Here is a 17,051-nt window from a genome sequence, read left to right as displayed (position 1 = left end):
TCACCACGGGTACGCTGTGCCGTTGACCGGGGCCGGACGACGTCGTCAGCGGGGCCCGACCAGCACACCACCGGGGCGGGAAACAAGCATGATGGGTCCGGCGCACTCACTGTCCGGGGCGGCAGCCTGGCTGGGGGTGGGCGCCGCGGCCGCGGCCGCCGGGCACCCCATGCCCTGGCCGGTCCTCGTCGTCGGCGCGCTCATCTGCGCGGGCGCCGCCCTCGCCCCCGACCTCGACCACAAGTCGGCGACGATCTCGCGGGCCTTCGGCCCGCTGTCGAAGGGCCTGTGCGAGGTGGTCGACAAGATCTCCTACGCCGTCTACAAGGCCACCCGTGCCCCGAAGGACGCCCGCCGCTCCGGCGGCCACCGCACCCTGACCCACACCTGGCTCTGGGCGGTCCTGATAGGCGGGGGCTCCTCCCTGCTCGCGGTCACCGCCGACCGGTGGGGTGTGCTGGCGCTGCTGTTCGTCCACCTCGTGCTCGCCGTCGAAGGCCTGCTGTGGCGGGCCGCCCGGATGTCCAGCGACATCCTCGTGTGGCTGCTCGGCGCCACCAGCGCCTGGATCCTGGCCGGGGTCCTGGACGAGCCCGGCAATGGTGCGGGCTGGCTGTTCGGCCCCGGCCAGGAGTACCTGTGGCTGGGCCTGCCGATCCTGCTCGGCGCGCTCGTCCACGACATCGGGGACGCCCTGACGGTCTCCGGCTGCCCGATCCTGTGGCCCCTGCCGATCAAGGGCAAGCGCTGGTACCCCGTCGGCCCGCCCAAGGGGATGCGCTTCCGGGCGGGCAGCTGGGTGGAGCTCAAGGTCCTCATGCCCGCGTTCATGCTGCTCGGCGGTATAGGCGGCGCCTCGGCCCTCGACTTCATCTGACCGGCGCCGACCGACCGGTTCTGCCCGGCCGGTCCTGTCCCGCGGTGCAGCCCGCCCGGCCGGTGGCCCCGGCGCCGAGGGCACCAGGGCCACCGGCCGGGACCCGGTCAGCCGTGCCAGGAACGCCACAGGGCCGCGTACGCCCCGTCGGCCGCGACGAGCTCGTCGTGCGAGCCGAGCTCGCTGATCCGGCCGTCCTCGACCACCGCGATCACGTCCGCGTCGTGCGCCGTGTGCAGGCGGTGGGCGATCGCGATGACCGTCCGGCCGTCCAGCACCCGGGCCAGCGACCGCTCCAAGTGCCGTGCGGCGCGCGGGTCCAGCAGCGAGGTCGCCTCGTCGAGGACCAGCGTGTGCGGATCGGCCAGCACCAGCCGGGCCAGCGCGATCTGCTGGGCCTGCGCCGGGGTCAGGGCCGTGCCGCCCGAGCCGACCTCGGTGTCCAGGCCGCCGTCCAGGGCCCGCGCCCAGCCGTCCGCGTCCACCGCGCCCAGCGCCGCCCACAGCTCGGCGTCCTGCGCCCCGGTCCGGGCCAGGCGCAGGTTGTCCCGCAGCGTGCCCACGAACACGTGGTGCTCCTGGTTGACCAGGGCCACCTGCTCGCGCACCCGCTCCGCGGGCATCCGCGACAGCTGCGCCCCGCCGAGCGTCACCTCACCCGTCCGCGGCGCATAGATGCCCGCCAGCAGCCGGCCGAGGGTGGACTTGCCCGCGCCCGAGGGGCCCACGAGCGCCATCCGGGTGCCCGGGGGTACCGCCATCGACACCTCGTGCAGCACGTCGACGCCCTCCCGGTAGCCGAAGCGGACCGCATCGGCGCGGACGTCCCGCCCCGCCGGGGCGACGGCGCAGTCGCCGCCGTCCGGCTCGATCTCCCGCACGCCCACCAGCCGGGCCAGCGACACCTGGGCGACCTGGAGCTCGTCGTACCAGCGCAGGATCAGGCCGATCGGGTCGACCATCATCTGCGCCAGCAGCGCGCCCGTGGTCAGCTGCCCGACCGACAACCAGCCCTGCAGCACGCAGAAACCGCCGATCAGCAGAACGGAGCCGAGGATCGTCACGAAGGTGGCGTTGATGACGGGGAAGAGGACCGTCCGCAGGAACAGGGTGTACCGCTCCCACGCCGTCCACTCCTTGATCCGGCGCTCCGACAGGGCGATCCGGTCCGGGCCCAGGCGGTGTGCCTCGACCGTGCGGCCCGCGTCCACCGTCTCGGTGAGCGCCGCCGAGACCGCCGCATAGCCGGCCGCCTCGGAGCGGTACGCCGAGGGCGCCCGCCGGAAGTACCAGCGGCAGCCGGCCACCAGCACGGGCAGTGCCACCAGCGCGGCCAGCGCCAGCGGCGGCGCGGTCACGCCGAGCGCCCCGAAGAGCAGCCCCACCCACACCACGCCGATGGCCAGCTGGGGCACGGCCTCGCGCATCGCGTTGGCGAGCCGGTCGATGTCTGTGGTGATGCGCGACAGCAGGTCGCCGGTCCCGGCCCGCTCCAGGACGCCCGGCGGCAGGCCCACCGACCGCACCAGGAAGTCTTCGCGCAGGTCGGCCAGCATCTCCTCGCCGAGCATCGCCCCGCGCAGCCGGACCAGCCGCACGAAGACCGTCTGCACGATCAGGGCCAGCCCGAACAGCACCGCCACCTGCACCAGGTGGAGCTCCCGGGTTCCGGCCGCGAGCCGGTCCACGACCCGGCCCAGCAGGTACGGGCCCACCATGGAGGCGACCACCGCGGCCGCGTTGACCGTCACCAGGGTCGCGAAGGCCCGCCGGTGCCGTCGCAGCAGGCCGCGCACATAGCCCCGTACGGTCGCCGGCGAGCCCACGGGCAGGGTGGCGGCCGATTCGGGGGCCGCGGGGTCGTATTGCGGCGGCGCCACGCCGATCATGCGGATTCCTCGATCTCTGTGAGTGCTTCGGGGAGCCGTGCCGGTGCCAGGCGGGCGATCCGCTGCTCCTCCTCGGTCTCGCGGGTGACGACCGCCCGGTAGCGCCGGTCGTCGTGCAGCAGCTCGCGATGGGTGCCGGTCGCGGCGACCGTGCCCTCGTGGAGGAACACGACGTGGTCGGCGCGGTCCAGCAGCAGCGGTGAGGAGGCGAGCACCACGGTGGTGCGCCCCTTGCGCAGGGCGCGCACGCCGTCCGCGATGCGCGCCTCGGTGTGCGAGTCGACGGCCGAGGTCGGCTCGTCCAGGACGAGCACCTCGGGGTCGGTGACCAGGGAGCGGGCCAGGGCGAGGCGCTGGCGCTGCCCGCCGGACAGCGACCGTCCGCGCTCGGTGAGGTGGGCGTCCATGGGGTCGGCCACCCCGTCCGGGGCCGCCTGGAGCAGCGCGTCCAGCACGTCCCCGCACTGGGCGGCGGCCAGCGCCGCGGCGGGCTCGACCGCCCCGGACGCCGGTACGGCGAACAGCCGGCGCAGGGTGCCCGACAGCAGCACCGGGTCCTTGTCCTGCACGAGGACCAGCGTGCGGGCGGTGTCCAGCGGCAGTTCGTCCAGGGCGACCCCGCCCAGCAGGACCGAGACCCGTTCGGGAACGGCGGGGCCGCTGCCGTCACCGAACTCGCCCGCGGCGCCCTTGACGTCCTTGGCGTCCTTGGCGTCCTCGCCGCCCTCCGGCGGGTGTCCGCCGAGGCGTTCGGCGAGCCGGCCCGCGAGGTCCGGGTCCCCGCACACCACGGCGGTGAGCCGGCCCGCCGGGGCCAGGAGCCCGGTCACGGGGTCGTACAGGTCGCCGCCGGGCTCCGGGGCCCGTACGGCCGCGGAGGAGGGCCGCTCGGGGGCGTCGCCACGGGTCAACGACAGCACCCGGGCGGCCCGCTCGGCGGAGGGCCGGGAGAAGGAGTACGCCATCGCGATCTCCTCGAAGTGCCGCAGCGGGTAGAGCATCGTGGCCACCGCGCTGAAGGCCGCGACGAGTTGGCCGACTGCCAGCCGGTCGTCCAGGACGAGCACGGAGCCGTACCAGACCACCGCGATCAGCAGCACGCCCGGCAGCAGCACCTGGATCGCCGAGATCAACGCCCACATCCGGGCACTGCGCACGGCGGCCCTGCGGACTTCCTGCGAGGCCTCGCGGTAGCGGCCGAGGAACAGCTCCTCGCCGCCGATGCCGCGCAGCACCCGCAGTCCCGCCACGGTGTCGGAGGCCAGTTCGGTGGCCTTGCCGGCCTTCTCCCGCTGGACGTCGGCGCGCCGGGTGGCGCGCGGCAGCAGCGGCAGGACGGACAGGGCGAGCACCGGGATGCCGAGGGCGACGACGGTTCCGATGGCGGGTGCGTAGAAGAGCAGGCCGACACAGATGGCGACGACGGAGAAGGCGGCGGCGAGGAAGCGGGAGACCGCCTCCACGAACCAGCCGATCTTCTCCACGTCGCCGGTGGAGACGGCGACGACCTCGCCCGCCGCGACCCGGCGGGTCAGGGCCGCGCCGAGTTCGGCGGTCTTGCGCGCGAGCAGCTGCTGCACCCGCGCGGCGGCCGTGATCCAGTTGGTGACGGCGGTGCGGTGGAGCATGGCGTCGCCGACCGCGATCGCGACGCCGACCAGGGCCAGCAGCGCCCCGACGAGCAGCAGCCGGGCGCCGTCGCGATCCACGACCGCGTCGACGCCGAGCCCCACCGCGTACGGCAGGCCCGCGATGCCGCAGAAGTGGAGCAGGCCCCAGCACAGGCTCTTGACCTGTCCGCCGAGTTGGCCCCGTCCGAGCCACACCAGGAAGCGGGGGCCGGAGCGGGCGTCGGGTACACCGGGATCCGGATACGGGAGATCGCTGATCTGCATGACGCCCCATGACTGGTCGAGAGGTCCAAACCGTGCAAGGTTCGCCTTCCGGACCGGAGTCGGGCAATCGATTTTGCGTTGGCCAAGGCCTCACGCGGCAGGATGTCCCGTGGCTCCCGCCGCATGACACCCGGTCAGGGGCGCGTGGCCCGCTCCAGCTCCAGCAGCACCGAGCGGTAGCTGCGGCCGGTGGCCCGGTCCATCCCCACTTCGCACATGCGGTTCGCCGACAGGTGCGCGTCGAACGCCCGTGAGGTCACCTCCGCCGCCTCCCGCGCCGTCGCCGAGGCGGTCAACTCCGGGTGCAGCATGCCCCGGTCGCCCGCGAAGGCGCAGCAGCCCAGGTCCTCGGGCACCACCACCTCCCGTGCGCACGCCCCGGCCACCGCCAGCAGCTGCGCCTCCACACCCAAATGGCGCATCGAGCAGGTGGGATGGAGCACCGCCGAGCCCACGGTGCGCCGGATCGTGAGGTGCGGCAGCAGCTCCTGCGCCGCCCACACGACCGAGTCGACGACCCGCAGCTCCGCGTGCAGGGCGCGGTTGTCGTCGGTCAGGTACGGGACCACCTCCCGCGCGAGGCCCAGCGTGCAGGACGAGGCGTCGACGACGAGCGGCAGCCGCCCTCCCGCCGTCCAGCCCCAGGCGGCCTCCACGATCCGGTTGGCCATCACCCGGTTGCCGGCCTCGTAGCCCTTGGAGTGCCAGATCGTCGCGCAGCAGGTCCCGGCGGTGTCACCCGGAATCCACACCGGCTTTCCGGCCCGCTCGGAAACGGCCACCACGGCCTCCTGCAAGGACACGTCGGACGGGTCGTCCGGTCCGCCGAAGATCCGGTTGACACAGGCCGGATAGTAGACGGCCGCCGCACCCACCCGCCGGGTCGCAGGGGCCCTGCGGGCCGCGGCGCCGGGGAGCTGGGGCAGCCACTGCGGCACCAGGTCGGGCCGTACGGCGCGCCGCACGGCCCCCGCCACCGCGGCCGGCAGCCGGTCCCCGACCAGGCCGGTGACCCGGTCGGCGGCGGCCACCGCCAGCCGGGCCGCGCCCTCGACGGCCGCGAACCGGCGGGCGGCGAGCTCGGCCGCCCGCTCCTCGCGCGGGCCGTGCCGGCGGTGGCGGAAGTCCCGTACCAGCGCGCCCGTGTCGATGCCGACGGGGCAGGCGAGCATGCAGGTGGAGTCGCCCGCGCAGGTGTCGACGGCGTCGTACCCGTACGACTCCAGCAGGCCGTCCAGCACCTGCGAGCCCGGCTGCTGGCGCATCACCTCCCGGCGCAGCACGATCCGCTGGCGCGGTGTCGTCGTCAGGTCCTTGCTGGGGCAGGTCGGTTCGCAGAACCCGCACTCGATGCAGGGATCGGCCACCGCCTCGACCCGGGGGATGGTCTTCAGGCCGCGCAGGTGGGCCTGCGGGTCGCGGTCGAGGAGGATCCGCGGGGCGAGCAGCCCGTCCGGGTCGACGACCGCCTTGGTGCGCCACATCAGCTCGGTGGCCCGGGGCCCCCACTCCAGCTCCAGGTAGGGGGCCATGTTGCGGCCCGTGGAGTGCTCGGCCTTCAGCGAGCCGTCGAAGCGCTCGACCGTGAGCCGGCAGAAGGCGTCCATGAACGCCGCGTACCGCTCGACGTCGGCGGGCCGTGAGGCGTCGAAGGCGAGCAGGAAGTGCAGGTTGCCGTGGGCCGCGTGCCCGGCGACGGCCGCGTCGAATCCGTGCTCCGCCTGCAGCGCGAGCAGGGCCTCGCAGGCCTCGGCCAGCCGGGAGGGCGGCACCGCGAAGTCCTCGGTGATCAGGGTGGTGCCCTGGGCGCGGGCCCCGCCGACGGCCGTGACGAAGGCCTTGCGGGCCTTCCAGTAGCCGTCGATCGTCCCCGGGTCCCGGGTGAAGGCGTTGGTGACCGACGGGACCGGGGCCACCAGGTCCAGCCCGGCGAGGACCTCGGCGGCGCGCCGCTCGTGCTCCGCGCGCCCCGCCTCGTCCGGGGCGCGGAACTCCACCAGCAGGGCCGTGGTGTCCTTCGGCAGGCCCGCCCAGTCGGCGGGGACCCCCGCGACGCGCACCGAGGCGCGCAGGGTGTTGCCGTCCATCACCTCGACGGCGAGGGCGCCGGCCGCGGTGAAGAGCGGGACCGCGGCCGCCGCGGCGGGCAGGGAGGGGAAGAACAGCAGGGCGGTGGTGCGCTCGCGGTCCAGCGCGAGGGTGTCGAAGACGAGCTCGGCGAGGAAGCCGAGCGTGCCCTCGGAGCCGACCATCAGACCGCGCAGGATCTCGACCGGCGTGGTGCCGTCCAGGTACGCGTCGAGGCGGTAGCCGGTGGTGTTCTTGATCTCGTACTTGGCCCGGATCCGGGCCACCAGCTCCGGATCGGCCTCGATCTCCCGTTTGATCTCCATCAGCCCGCGGCACAGCGCCGGCTCGGCGCGGGCCAGCTCCTCGTCGGCCAGCGGGTCGGCGGTGTCCACGACCGTGCCGCCCGGCAGCACGAAGGTCAGGGACGACAGCGTGCGGTACGCGTTCCTCATGGTCCCCGCCGTCATGCCGGACGCGTTGTTGGCGACGACCCCGCCGAGGGTGCAGGCGATCGCGCTGGCCGGGTCGGGCCCGAGGACGCGGCCGTGGCGGACGAGGGCGGCATTGGCCCGGGCCACGGTCGTGCCGGGCCGGATCCGGGCCCGGCGGCCGCCCTCCAGCACCTCGATGCCGGCCCAGTGGCGGCGTACGTCGACCAGGATGTCCTCGCCCTGGGCCTGGCCGTTGAGCGAGGTCCCGGCCGCCCGGAAGACCACCTCCCGCCCGCGCCCGTGGGCGTACGACAGGACCGCGGACACGTCGTCGATGTCCTCGGCCACCACCACGACCTGCGGCACGAAGCGGTACGGCGAGGCGTCGGAGGCGTAGCGGACCAGGTCGGACAGCTTCCACAGCACCTTCTGGGCGCCCAGCAGCTCGATCAGCTCGCTGCGCAGCGGCTCGGGGGTGCCGCCGGCGCGCCACTCGGGCACCCGGTCGGGGGAGGGGCCGCGGACGCTGTGCGGGCGCAGGGCCCCGGGCTTCGGTTCCAGCAGCGGCATCGCGACCCCTTGCTCCCGTCAGCAGCGGCGCCCCGCGGGGGCGTCCATCAAAGCGTCCAGCAGGCCGCCGAGCTGGTCCCGCTGCCCGGCGGTCAACGGAGCCAGGATCTCCTCTGCGGCGTCGGTCCGCGCGTTGCGCAGCCGGCGCAGCGTGGCGCGCCCCGTGTCCGTGAGCTCGATCCGTATGACGCGGCGGTTCGCCGGGTCGGGCGCGCGGCGCACGCAGTCGGCGGCCTCCAGGCCGTCCACCAGCGTCGTCACGGCACGGGGCACCACTTCCAGGCGCGCGGCGAGGTCCGCCATGCGGGGCGGCTGCCCGCCGTCGTAGTGCGAGACCAGCCGCAGCAGCCTGCTCTGGGCCGGGGTGATCCCGAGCGGCTCCAGGTGGCGCTTCTGGATCCGGTGGAGCCGGCGGGTCAGCCGCAGCAACTGCTCGGCGAGCACGCCGTCCGTGCTGTCCGCAGAGCTCTCGGGGGAGCTGTCGGGAGCGCCGGCGGTCGGGCAGTCGGCCGAGCTGTCGGTTTCGGAAGCGGTGCTCATACTGGTGAACGGTACCAGGACCAGACTCATTGTGAGCATAGGTAACAATGAGCTATGCTCATGCAAGTCTCGTCAGAAGGAGGCCCATGCGCCCCGAAGAACCGAATTGGACCCCATCGAAAGAAGCCCTCGACCCCAGCAGCCCCGCCCCCGCGGAGCGCCCGCGCGAACTGCGCCGGATCGTGGGCCTCTTCCGCCCCTACCGCGGCCGGCTCGCCGTCGTGGGGCTGCTCGTCTGTGCGTCCTCGCTGGTCGGCGTCGCCTCGCCGTTCCTGCTGAAGGAGATCCTGGACGTCGCCATCCCCGAGGGCCGCACCGGGCTGCTCAGCCTGCTCGCCCTCGGCATGATCCTCACCGCCGTCGTCACCAGTGTCTTCGGCGTGCTCCAGACCCTGATCTCCACCACCGTCGGCCAGCGCGTCATGCACGACCTGCGCACCGCCGTCTACGCCCAGCTCCAGCGGATGCCGCTGGCCTTCTTCACCCGCACCCGCACGGGCGAGGTGCAGTCCCGGATAGCCAACGACATCGGCGGCATGCAGGCCACCGTCACCTCGACCGCCACCTCGCTCGTCTCCAACCTGACGGCCGTGGTCGCCTCCGTGGTCGCCATGCTCGCGCTCGACTGGCGGCTGACCCTCGTCTCGCTGCTCCTGCTGCCCCTGTTCGTGTGGATCAGTCGGCGCGTGGGCCGCGAGCGCAAGAAGATCACCATGCAGCGGCAGAAGCAGATGGCCGCCATGGCCGCGACCGTCACCGAGTCCCTGTCCGTCAGCGGCATCCTGCTCGGCCGCACGATGGGCCGCGCCGACTCGCTCACCCGGTCCTTCGCCGAGGAGTCCGAGAAGCTCGTCTCCCTCGAAGTGCGCTCCAGCATGGCCGGGCGCTGGCGGATGTCCACCATCGGCATCGTCATGGCCGCCATGCCCGCGCTCATCTACTGGGCCGCGGGCATAGCCCTGCAGTCCGGCGCCCCGTCCCTCTCCGTCGGCACCCTCGTCGCCTTCGTCACGCTCCAGCAGGGCCTGTTCCGGCCCGCCGTGAGCCTGCTGTCGACAGGTGTGCAGATCCAGACCTCGCTGGCCCTGTTCGCCCGCATCTTCGAGTACCTCGACCTGCCGGTGGACATCACCGAGCGCGAGGACGCCGTCCGCCTGGAGCGCGCCAAGGGCGAGATCCGGCTGGAGGACGTGCACTTCGCGTACGACGCCAAGCACGGCCCCACCCTCACGGGGATCGACATCGCCGTCCCGGCCGGCGGCTCCCTCGCCGTGGTCGGCCCGACCGGCTCCGGAAAGAGCACCCTCAGCTACCTGGTGCCCCGGCTCTACGACGTCACCGGCGGACGGGTCGCCCTCGACGGGGTGGACGTGCGCGACCTCGACTTCGACTCGCTGGCCCGCTCCATAGGCGTGGTCTCCCAGGAGACCTACCTCTTCCACGCCTCGGTCGCCGACAACCTGCGCTTCGCCAAACCGGACGCCACCGACGAGGAGATCACCGAGGCGGCCCGCGCGGCGCAGATCCACGACCACATCGCGTCCCTGCCCGACGGGTACGACACCCTGGTCGGCGAGCGCGGCTACCGCTTCTCCGGCGGCGAGAAGCAGCGCCTGGCCATTGCCCGGACCATCCTGCGCGACCCGCCGGTGCTGATCCTCGACGAGGCCACGAGCGCCCTCGACACCCGCACGGAGCACGCCGTGCAGCAGGCCATCGACAACCTCTCCGCAGGCCGCACCACCATCACCATCGCGCACCGGCTCTCCACCGTTCGCGACGCCGACCAGATCGTCGTCCTGGACAAGGGGCGCATCGCCGAACGCGGCACGCACGACGAACTGCTGGAGGCCGGCGGCCGGTACGCGGCCCTGGTCCGCCGGGACCGCGAGACCGCGGGCGGCGAGCGTGCGGAGCAGGTGGAGCAGGTGGAGCAGGTGGAGCAGGTGGAGCAGGTGGAGCAGGTGGAGCGGGCCGAGAGGGCGGAAGGTGCCGCACGCGCCGAGCGGGCCGAACGTGTGGAACGTGTGATCGTCTGACCGGTGCGGGGGCGTGATGCCCCGGAATATGGCGCTGTGCCGTTTAGCGTGCCCGTATGCGCCCTGAGTACCGGCTGCCACGACATCGATCCCGCCTGACCCGCCGGGGCCGTCTGGCGATCTTCTTCTGCATGCTGCTCGCGACCGGCGTGGCCGTGCTCGTACCGCTGCTGCGCGGCGCTGAGCCGGAAGCCCCCGAGGTCCTGGGCCGGCTGACCATCCCCGAAGGCTGGCGGGCCCCGCAGGTCTACGCCGCCATCGACCGCGAGCTGAAGCTCCCGGCCGGGTCCGCCCAGGTCGCGGCCGCCGCGACGGAACTGGCCCTGCCCGCCGAGGCGAAGGGAAATCCGGAGGGGTTCCTGTTCCCGGCGACGTACCCGGTGACCTCGAAGACCACGGCCGGCTCGCTCCTCGCCTCCATGGTGGGGACGGCCAATCGCCACCTCGCCGCCCGGGCGGTCGCCGACGGCGGCAAGGCACACGGCATGACCCCGTACCAGACGGCCACCCTGGCCAGCATCATCGAGGCGGAGGCCGACTCCCGCGCCGACATGGGCAAGGTCGCCCGCGTGGTGCACAACCGGCTGGCGAAGGCGATGCCGCTCCAGATGGACTCCACGCTCAACTACGCGCTGGACCGCCGCACGCTGAACACCACGCTGAGCGACACGCGCATCGACAGCCCCTTCAACACCTACCGGCGGCAGGGGCTCCCGCCCGCCCCGATCGACAACCCCGGCGCGGACGCCCTGGCGGCCGCCGTCGCGCCGACGCCCGGCGACTGGCTGTTCTTCGTCACCGTGAAGCCGGGGGACACCCGCTTCTCGGTGACGTACGAGGAGCACAAGAAGCACGTCGCGGAGTTCAACCGCATCCGCGCCGCCGCCACTTCGGGAGCCGCGCAGGCCCGCGCCGGGTCCCGTCCCGACGGCGCCGACTAGAGCGCCGCGGCAGCCCCGGCCGGTTCGAGGGCGGAGGCGCCGAGGGGGGAAGCATCGGGGGCGTCGGCGGGGTTCCGGGGTGCGAGCAGGCGGCGGATCTCGCGGACCGCGGCGCCGCCGGCCCGGTTGGCGCCGATGGTGGAGGCCGAGGGGCCGTAGCCGACCAGGTGGACCCGCTCGTCGCGGACCGCGCGCGTGCCCTCGACCCGGATGCCGCCGCCCGGCTCGCGCAGCCGCAGCGGGGCCAGGTGGTCGATGGCCGCCCGGAAGCCGGTCGCCCACAGGATCACATCGGCCTCCACGTGCCGCCCGTCGTCCCAGGCCACGCCCGTCGGCGTGATCCGGTCGAACACGGGCATGCGGTCCAGTACGCCCGAGGCGATCCCGGCCCGGACCGCCTCGTTCAGGGCCAGCCCGGTGACGCTGACCACGCTCTGCGGGGGCAGCCCGCGGCGCACCCGCTCGTCGACCCGGGCCACGGCCGCGCGGCCCTCGGCCTCCCCGAACGGCCCGTCGCGGAACACCGGGGGCCTCCGGGTCACCCAGGTGGTCTGCGCGGCCACCTCGGCGATCTCCAGCAGGTGCTGCACCGCCGAGGTGCCGCCGCCCACCACGACCACCCGGGCGCCGGCGAACGCCTGCGGCCCCGGGTAGTCCGCGGTGTGCAGCTGGCGCCCCCGGAAGGTCTCCTGCCCCGGGTAGCGCGGCCAGAAGGGCCGGTCCCAGGTACCGGTGGCGTTGATCAGGGCCCGGGCGGACCAGACGCCGGCCGAGGACTCCACGCGCAGCCGCCCGTCGGTGCCCTCCCGTACGGCGGTGACGTCCACGGGGCGGCGCACGTCCAGGCCGAACCGGCGCTCGTACGCCGCGAAGTACTCCCCGATCACCGCCGACGAGGGCCGCAGCGGGTCCGCGCCCGTGAGCTCCATGCCGGGCAGCGCGTGCATCCCGTGGACCTTGCCGTACGTCAGGGACGGCCAGCGGTACTGCCATGCGCCGCCCGGGAGCGGGGCATGGTCCAGGACCACGTGGCCGATCCCCGCCCGCGCCAGGTGGTAGGCGCTCGACAGCCCCGCCTGCCCGGCGCCCACGACCACCACGTCGATCGCGCCGGCAGTGGCGTTCGCGCTGGTGCCGGTGGGCCGCGTCCCCCGTATGAGTTCGTTCACGGTTCTACTAACTCGTGGGGGTGGCGGGATCTTCCCCGTTCCCTTTTCGAGGGGCGCCCCGTCAGGGCCGCCGCAGCACCGCCGGAACCGGCCCCGCCGGCTGGAGCGTCAGCCCGGGGAAGACCGGCACCGGTGTGGGGCCGGAGTCCACGTGGAACCTCTGGGCCAGCACCGCCAGCACCAGCGCCGCCTCCACCAGGGCGAACCGCGCCCCCAGGCAGGCCCGCGGGCCCCCGCCGAACGGGATCCAGGCCTGCTCGGAGGCCGCATGCGCGGCAGCGCCGTCGGCGGACCAGCGCTCCGGGCGGAACGCCTCCGGATCGGGGAACCACCGCTTGTCCCGGTGCATCGACCAGGGGCTGGTCCACACGGTCGTCCCCGCCGGCACCGCCCGCCCGCCGATCGATGCGCCCTCCCCGGCGACCGCCGAGATCAGCCAGACCGGCGGATACACTCGCAGCGCCTCCTTGACCACCTGCCGGGTCCAGGTCAGCCGCTCGTAGTCCTCGTACGTCGGCAGTCGGCCGCCCAGCACCCGGTCCAGCTCCTCCGTCAGCCGGGCCCGCGCCTCGGGCGCACCCGACAGCAGCTGCCAGGCCCAGGTCAGCGTGGTCGACGTGGTCTCGTGGCCGCCGATGTACAGGGTGATCGACTCGTCCCGCAGCTCCTTCTGCGACAGCGGGGCGCCCTGCTCGTCGCGGGCCGCCAGCAGCCGGCTCAGCAGGTCGTCCCGCTCGGGGCCACCGTCCTGCGAGGCCGCCTCGTGCTCCCGTACGACGTACGCGATCTCCCGGTCGAGGACCGCCACGGCCCGGCGCATCCGGCGGCGGCCCGGAGTCTGCACCCAGGGCGGCAGGAACAGCGTCACGCCGCGGAACTCGGCGCCCAGCTCCCGCTGCGCCGTGGCCATCGCCGCACTGATCGGGGCCTCGCGGCCGGCGGCGTCGCTGCCGAAGAGGGTGCGCACCGCGATCCGCTGCGTGAGCCCGGCCATCTCCCGGTGCACGTCGATCCGGCCGCCCTCGGCCCAGCCGCGGGCCAGCGCGTCGGCGCACTCCACCATCGTGGCGGCGTACGCACGCACCTGACGGGGCCGGACGGCCGGCTGGACCAAGGCCCGCTTGCGGCGCCAGTCCTCCCCGGTGGAGACCACGACGCCGTCGCCGAGCAGTTGGTGGAACGCCCAGCCCAACTCCATCGGCTTGAACGTTTTTTCAACGGAGCCGAGCAGCTCGCCGGCATGCTCGGGCCGGGAGATCAGCACGTTGCGCTGCGGCCCGAGCGCCCAGGGCACCCAGTCGCCGTAGTCGTCGCGCAACGACTCGAAGAAGGCGAGGGGATCGCGGGCGAAGGCCGGCAGGTTCCCGAGGAGGGGCCACCGGCGCGGTCCGCGCTCGGTGTCCGTGGGCAGCAGGGTGGCGGTCACGCCACGCATGGTCGCAGCGCACCGCCCGGCCCGCCAGAGCTCCGCGCGCCGTAACACTTCGGCCTGGCAGGCCGGTTGGAGGGCTGCGGCGGCCCGGCGGCCCGGCAGCCCGGCGGTGTGGTGTCCGGCGGTCCGGCGTCCGGTCAGTGCGCCCCGCCTCAGGCGGTGCGGCGGGCGGACAGCCAGGCGTACACCGCCTCAGCGCTGAACTCCGGCTGGCCGGAGGGGAAGACGAGCTCCGCCGTCGCGAACCCGGGATCGCCGGCCGCCTCCTCCCCGTACGGCACGGCCACACACGCCATACCCGCCGCATGCGCGGCCCGCACCCCCGGCGCCGCGTCCTCGACGACCACGCAGTCCGCCGGCCGCACGCCGAGCCGGCGCGCCGCCTCCAGGAAGACGTCCGGGGCCGGCTTTCCGTGTGCGACCTCCTCGGCGGAGACGGCCGTGGTCAGCAGCGCGTCCAGCCCCGTCCCGGCCAGCACCGCGTCGATCGCCTCGCGCGAGGACCCCGACGCCACCGCCATCGGCACCCCCTCCGCATGCAGCCGCTCCACGAACTTCCGCATCTGCGGAAACGCTTCGGTGCCGCCGCGGGCCAGCTCCAGGTACGCCGCGTTCTGCTCGGCCAGCAGCTGTTCGACCGGCGCCGGGATGCCGTACCGGTCCTTGAGGATCTCCAGCGTCTCCAGGGTGCCGATGCCGATGAACCGGGAGTGCTGCTCCCACGTGAAATCGGGCACCCCGTGGCGCTCCAGGGTGCGCCGCCCGGACTCGTAGTAGTTCGGCTCGCTGTCCACGAGGGTGCCGTCGAGATCGAATATGACGGAGATCATCCGCTGCGCCCGTTCTGCCGGTCCTGCCCGTCCTGATGTACGTGCTCGCCCGGCCATCTTGCCAGGACGCGCTCGTCAGGAGGCGCGCGCCGCCCGTCCCACGGACTCCACCAGGGGCAGCAGCCGGTGCGCCACCCGCTCGCGCAGCGCCACCTCGGTCCGGGTGCGGACCACGCCCGGGAGCCGGATCAGCCGCTGGATCACGTCCTCCAGGTGCTCGTTGTCCCGGGCCGCCACCCGGGTCAGCAGGTCACCGCCGCCGGTGATCGAGAACGCCTCGATGATCTCGGGCACGGCCGCCAGCGCATCGCCGACCTCGTCCAGATGGCCCTGCGTCACCTCGATGTGCACGAAGGCCAGGACCGGGTGGCCGAGCGCCGCGGGGGAGATCACCGGCCCCGTCCCGGTGATCACACCGGTGCGCTCCAGCCGGTCGAGGCGGGCCTGCAGGGTGCCGCGCGCCACCCCCAGGATCCGGGCGTACTCGCGGATGCTGGTGCGCGGCTGCTCGATCAGCAGGCGCAGAATCCGGGTGTCGAGCTCGTCCACCGCCATGCCGCGACTGTACCAATGGCCCAGTTCAGGGGCGCCGCGTCGGCATGCGCGCGGGCGGCCCCGGTGCATCCGGGACCGGCCGTCCGGCCGAATCCCTGTCGAGGAGCCTCCCCCACCGGGGAGCACGAAGAGCGGAGCGCGAACCATGACCGGTCTGCACTGCCTGGTCACCGGGGCCACCGGCTACATCGGTGGCCGACTGGTGCCCGAACTCCTCGCCGCCGGCCATCGCGTCCGGTGCCTGGCCCGTTCGCCGGAGAAGCTGCGCGACCACCCGTGGGCCGGGCGGACCGAGACGGTCCGCGGAGACGTCGGCGATGCCGCGGACGTGGCCGCGGCCCTGGAGGGCATCGACGTCGCCTACTACCTCGTCCACGCCCTCGGCGGCGGCCAGGGGTTCGAGGAACGCGACCGGGCCGCTGCCCGCGTCTTCGCCGAGCAGGCCCGGGCGGCCGGCGTCCGCCGCATCGTCTACCTCGGCGGCCTCACCCCGGCCGGGATCCCGCTGCGCGAGCTGTCCCCGCACCTGCGTTCGCGCGCCGAGGTCGGCCGGATCCTGCTCGCCTCCGGCGTCCCGACCACCGTCCTGCGCGCCGCCGTCATCATCGGCTCCGGCTCGGCCTCCTTCGAGATGCTGCGCTACCTGACCGAGCGGCTGCCCGTCATGGTCACCCCCAGCTGGGTCGGCACCCGGGTCCAGCCCGTGGCCGTCCGCGACGTGCTGCGCTACCTGGTGGGCAGCGCCGCCATGCCGCCCGAGGTCAGCCGGGCCTTCGACATCGGCGGCCCCGACGTGGTCACGTACGAGGAGATGATGCGCCGCTACGCGGCCATTGCCGGGCTGCCCCCGCGGTTCATCCTGCGCGTCCCGATGCTGACCCCGGGGCTGTCCAGCCACTGGATCGGCTTGGTCACCCCCGTCCCGCGGGCCCTGGCCCGGCCGCTCGCCGAATCGCTGCGCCACGAGGTGGTGTGCGCCGAGCACGACATCGCCCGCCACGTTCCCGACCCGCCGGGCGCCCCGATCGGCCTCGACGAGGCACTGGCGCTCGCCCTGCAACGGGTGCGCGAGGCGCAGGTCACCACGCGCTGGTCCTCCGCCGCCGTGCCCGGCGCACCGAGCGACCCGCTGCCCACCGACCCCGACTGGGCGGGCGGCAGCCTCTACACCGACCGGCGGGAGCGCACCGTGGACGCCTCGCCCGCCGCCCTGTGGCAGGTGGTGGAGGGCATCGGCGGCGAGAACGGCTGGTACTCCTTCCCCCTGGCCTGGGCCGTACGGGGCTGGCTGGACCGGCTCGTCGGCGGGGTCGGTATCCGCCGCGGGCGGCGCGACGCGGCCCGGCTGCGGGTGGGGGACTCCCTCGACTTCTGGCGGGTGGAGGAGATCGAGGCGGGCCGGTTGCTGCGACTGCGCGCCGAGATGCGACTGCCGGGGCTCGCGTGGCTGGAGATGTATGCGGAGCCCGCACCGGCGGCTGCCGGCGACGGGCCGGCGCCCCGCGCCCGCTACCGGCAGCGGGCCCTGTTCCACCCGCACGGGCTGCTCGGGCACCTCTACTGGTGGAGCGTCTCGCCCTTCCACGCCGTGGTCTTCGGCGGCATGGCCCGCAACATCGCCCGCGCCGCGTGCCGGCTGCAGGAGCGGACCGGCGACGCGACCGGTGCATCCGCGGAGCCTGCACCGGCCGAAGTACCGGACGAGAGCGGCCGGCCCCACGAGCCAGGACGGCCTTGACCGGCCCGCCCTCCTGCGCCCCAGCCCTTGACACGCCAAGCCCCTGGCCCGCCCGCCACCTGCCCCTCAGCCCTT

The 17,051-nt window shown here is 74.3% G+C and carries 12 protein-coding genes; 4 read left to right on the top strand and 8 right to left on the bottom strand.

The genetic code is table 11. From position 1 onward, the window contains the following. The first annotated feature begins 88 nt into the window (after window positions 1-88). On the top strand, window positions 89-877 hold the full coding sequence (locus AB0F11_RS05035; protein ID WP_362168550.1) for a metal-dependent hydrolase: 789 nt from the start codon (window positions 89-91) through the stop codon (window positions 875-877). Between the two features lie 107 nt (window positions 878-984). Here the strand turns inward: AB0F11_RS05035 and AB0F11_RS05030 are convergent, their stop codons facing one another. From AB0F11_RS05030 to AB0F11_RS05015, 4 genes are all read right to left on the bottom strand, one after another. Continuing rightward, window positions 985-2,766, bottom strand: a complete 1,782-nt coding sequence (locus AB0F11_RS05030; protein WP_362168548.1) for an ABC transporter ATP-binding protein — start codon at window positions 2,764-2,766, stop codon at window positions 985-987. Then, complete coding sequence (locus AB0F11_RS05025; protein ID WP_362168546.1) at window positions 2,763-4,661, bottom strand: ABC transporter ATP-binding protein; 1,899 nt, start codon at window positions 4,659-4,661, stop codon at window positions 2,763-2,765. Before AB0F11_RS05025 ends, AB0F11_RS05030 begins: the two co-directional genes overlap by 4 nt. 134 nt (window positions 4,662-4,795) lie before the next feature. Continuing rightward, entirely contained in the window at window positions 4,796-7,732 is a 2,937-nt protein-coding gene (locus tag AB0F11_RS05020) for an FAD-binding and (Fe-S)-binding domain-containing protein (RefSeq protein WP_362168544.1), read from the bottom strand. Window positions 7,733-7,750: 18 nt separating this feature from the next. After that, the gene (locus tag AB0F11_RS05015) at window positions 7,751-8,272 is read right to left on the bottom strand and encodes a MarR family transcriptional regulator (protein ID WP_362168541.1); all 522 of its coding nucleotides are present in this window, start codon (window positions 8,270-8,272) and stop codon (window positions 7,751-7,753) included. An 86-nt stretch (window positions 8,273-8,358) separates the two neighbouring features. Between AB0F11_RS05015 and AB0F11_RS05010 the strand changes: the two genes are divergently transcribed. Together AB0F11_RS05010 and mltG are read left to right on the top strand one after the other, a co-directional pair. Further along, on the top strand, window positions 8,359-10,311 hold the full coding sequence (locus AB0F11_RS05010; RefSeq protein WP_362168539.1) for an ABC transporter ATP-binding protein: 1,953 nt from the start codon (window positions 8,359-8,361) through the stop codon (window positions 10,309-10,311). Between the two features lie 131 nt (window positions 10,312-10,442). Beyond that, complete coding sequence (gene mltG, locus AB0F11_RS05005; protein WP_362168537.1) at window positions 10,443-11,252, top strand: endolytic transglycosylase MltG; 810 nt, start codon at window positions 10,443-10,445, stop codon at window positions 11,250-11,252. On the opposite strand, the gene AB0F11_RS05000 is transcribed toward mltG, so the two are convergent. The 4 genes from AB0F11_RS05000 to AB0F11_RS04985 form a co-directional block, all read right to left on the bottom strand. Further along, on the bottom strand, window positions 11,249-12,358 hold the full coding sequence (locus AB0F11_RS05000; protein WP_362168618.1) for an FAD-dependent oxidoreductase: 1,110 nt from the start codon (window positions 12,356-12,358) through the stop codon (window positions 11,249-11,251). The genes mltG and AB0F11_RS05000 overlap by 4 nt on opposite strands. Before the next feature lie 124 nt (window positions 12,359-12,482). Next, window positions 12,483-13,847, bottom strand: coding sequence for a cytochrome P450 (locus tag AB0F11_RS04995; RefSeq protein WP_362168534.1), 1,365 nt, complete (start codon window positions 13,845-13,847; stop codon window positions 12,483-12,485). Window positions 13,848-14,005: 158 nt separating this feature from the next. Then, window positions 14,006-14,683 carry an HAD family phosphatase gene (locus AB0F11_RS04990; RefSeq protein WP_362168532.1) on the bottom strand — a complete coding sequence of 226 codons (678 nt, stop codon included), beginning with the start codon at window positions 14,681-14,683 and terminating at the stop codon, window positions 14,006-14,008. Window positions 14,684-14,758: 75 nt separating this feature from the next. Then, window positions 14,759-15,238, bottom strand: coding sequence for an Lrp/AsnC family transcriptional regulator (locus AB0F11_RS04985; protein WP_362168530.1), 480 nt, complete (start codon window positions 15,236-15,238; stop codon window positions 14,759-14,761). A gap of 145 nt (window positions 15,239-15,383) precedes the next feature. On the opposite strand from AB0F11_RS04985, the gene AB0F11_RS04980 reads away from it, so the two are divergent. Then, entirely contained in the window at window positions 15,384-16,976 is a 1,593-nt protein-coding gene (locus AB0F11_RS04980; protein ID WP_362168528.1) for an SDR family oxidoreductase, read from the top strand. Window positions 16,977-17,051 lie beyond the last annotated feature (75 nt).

The organism is Streptomyces sp. NPDC032472, assembly GCF_040636955.1.
Lineage (GTDB): Bacteria > Actinomycetota > Actinomycetes > Streptomycetales > Streptomycetaceae > Streptomyces.
Note: the sequence above shows the minus strand (reverse complement) of the source record. Positions and strands in the feature narration are given on the sequence as shown.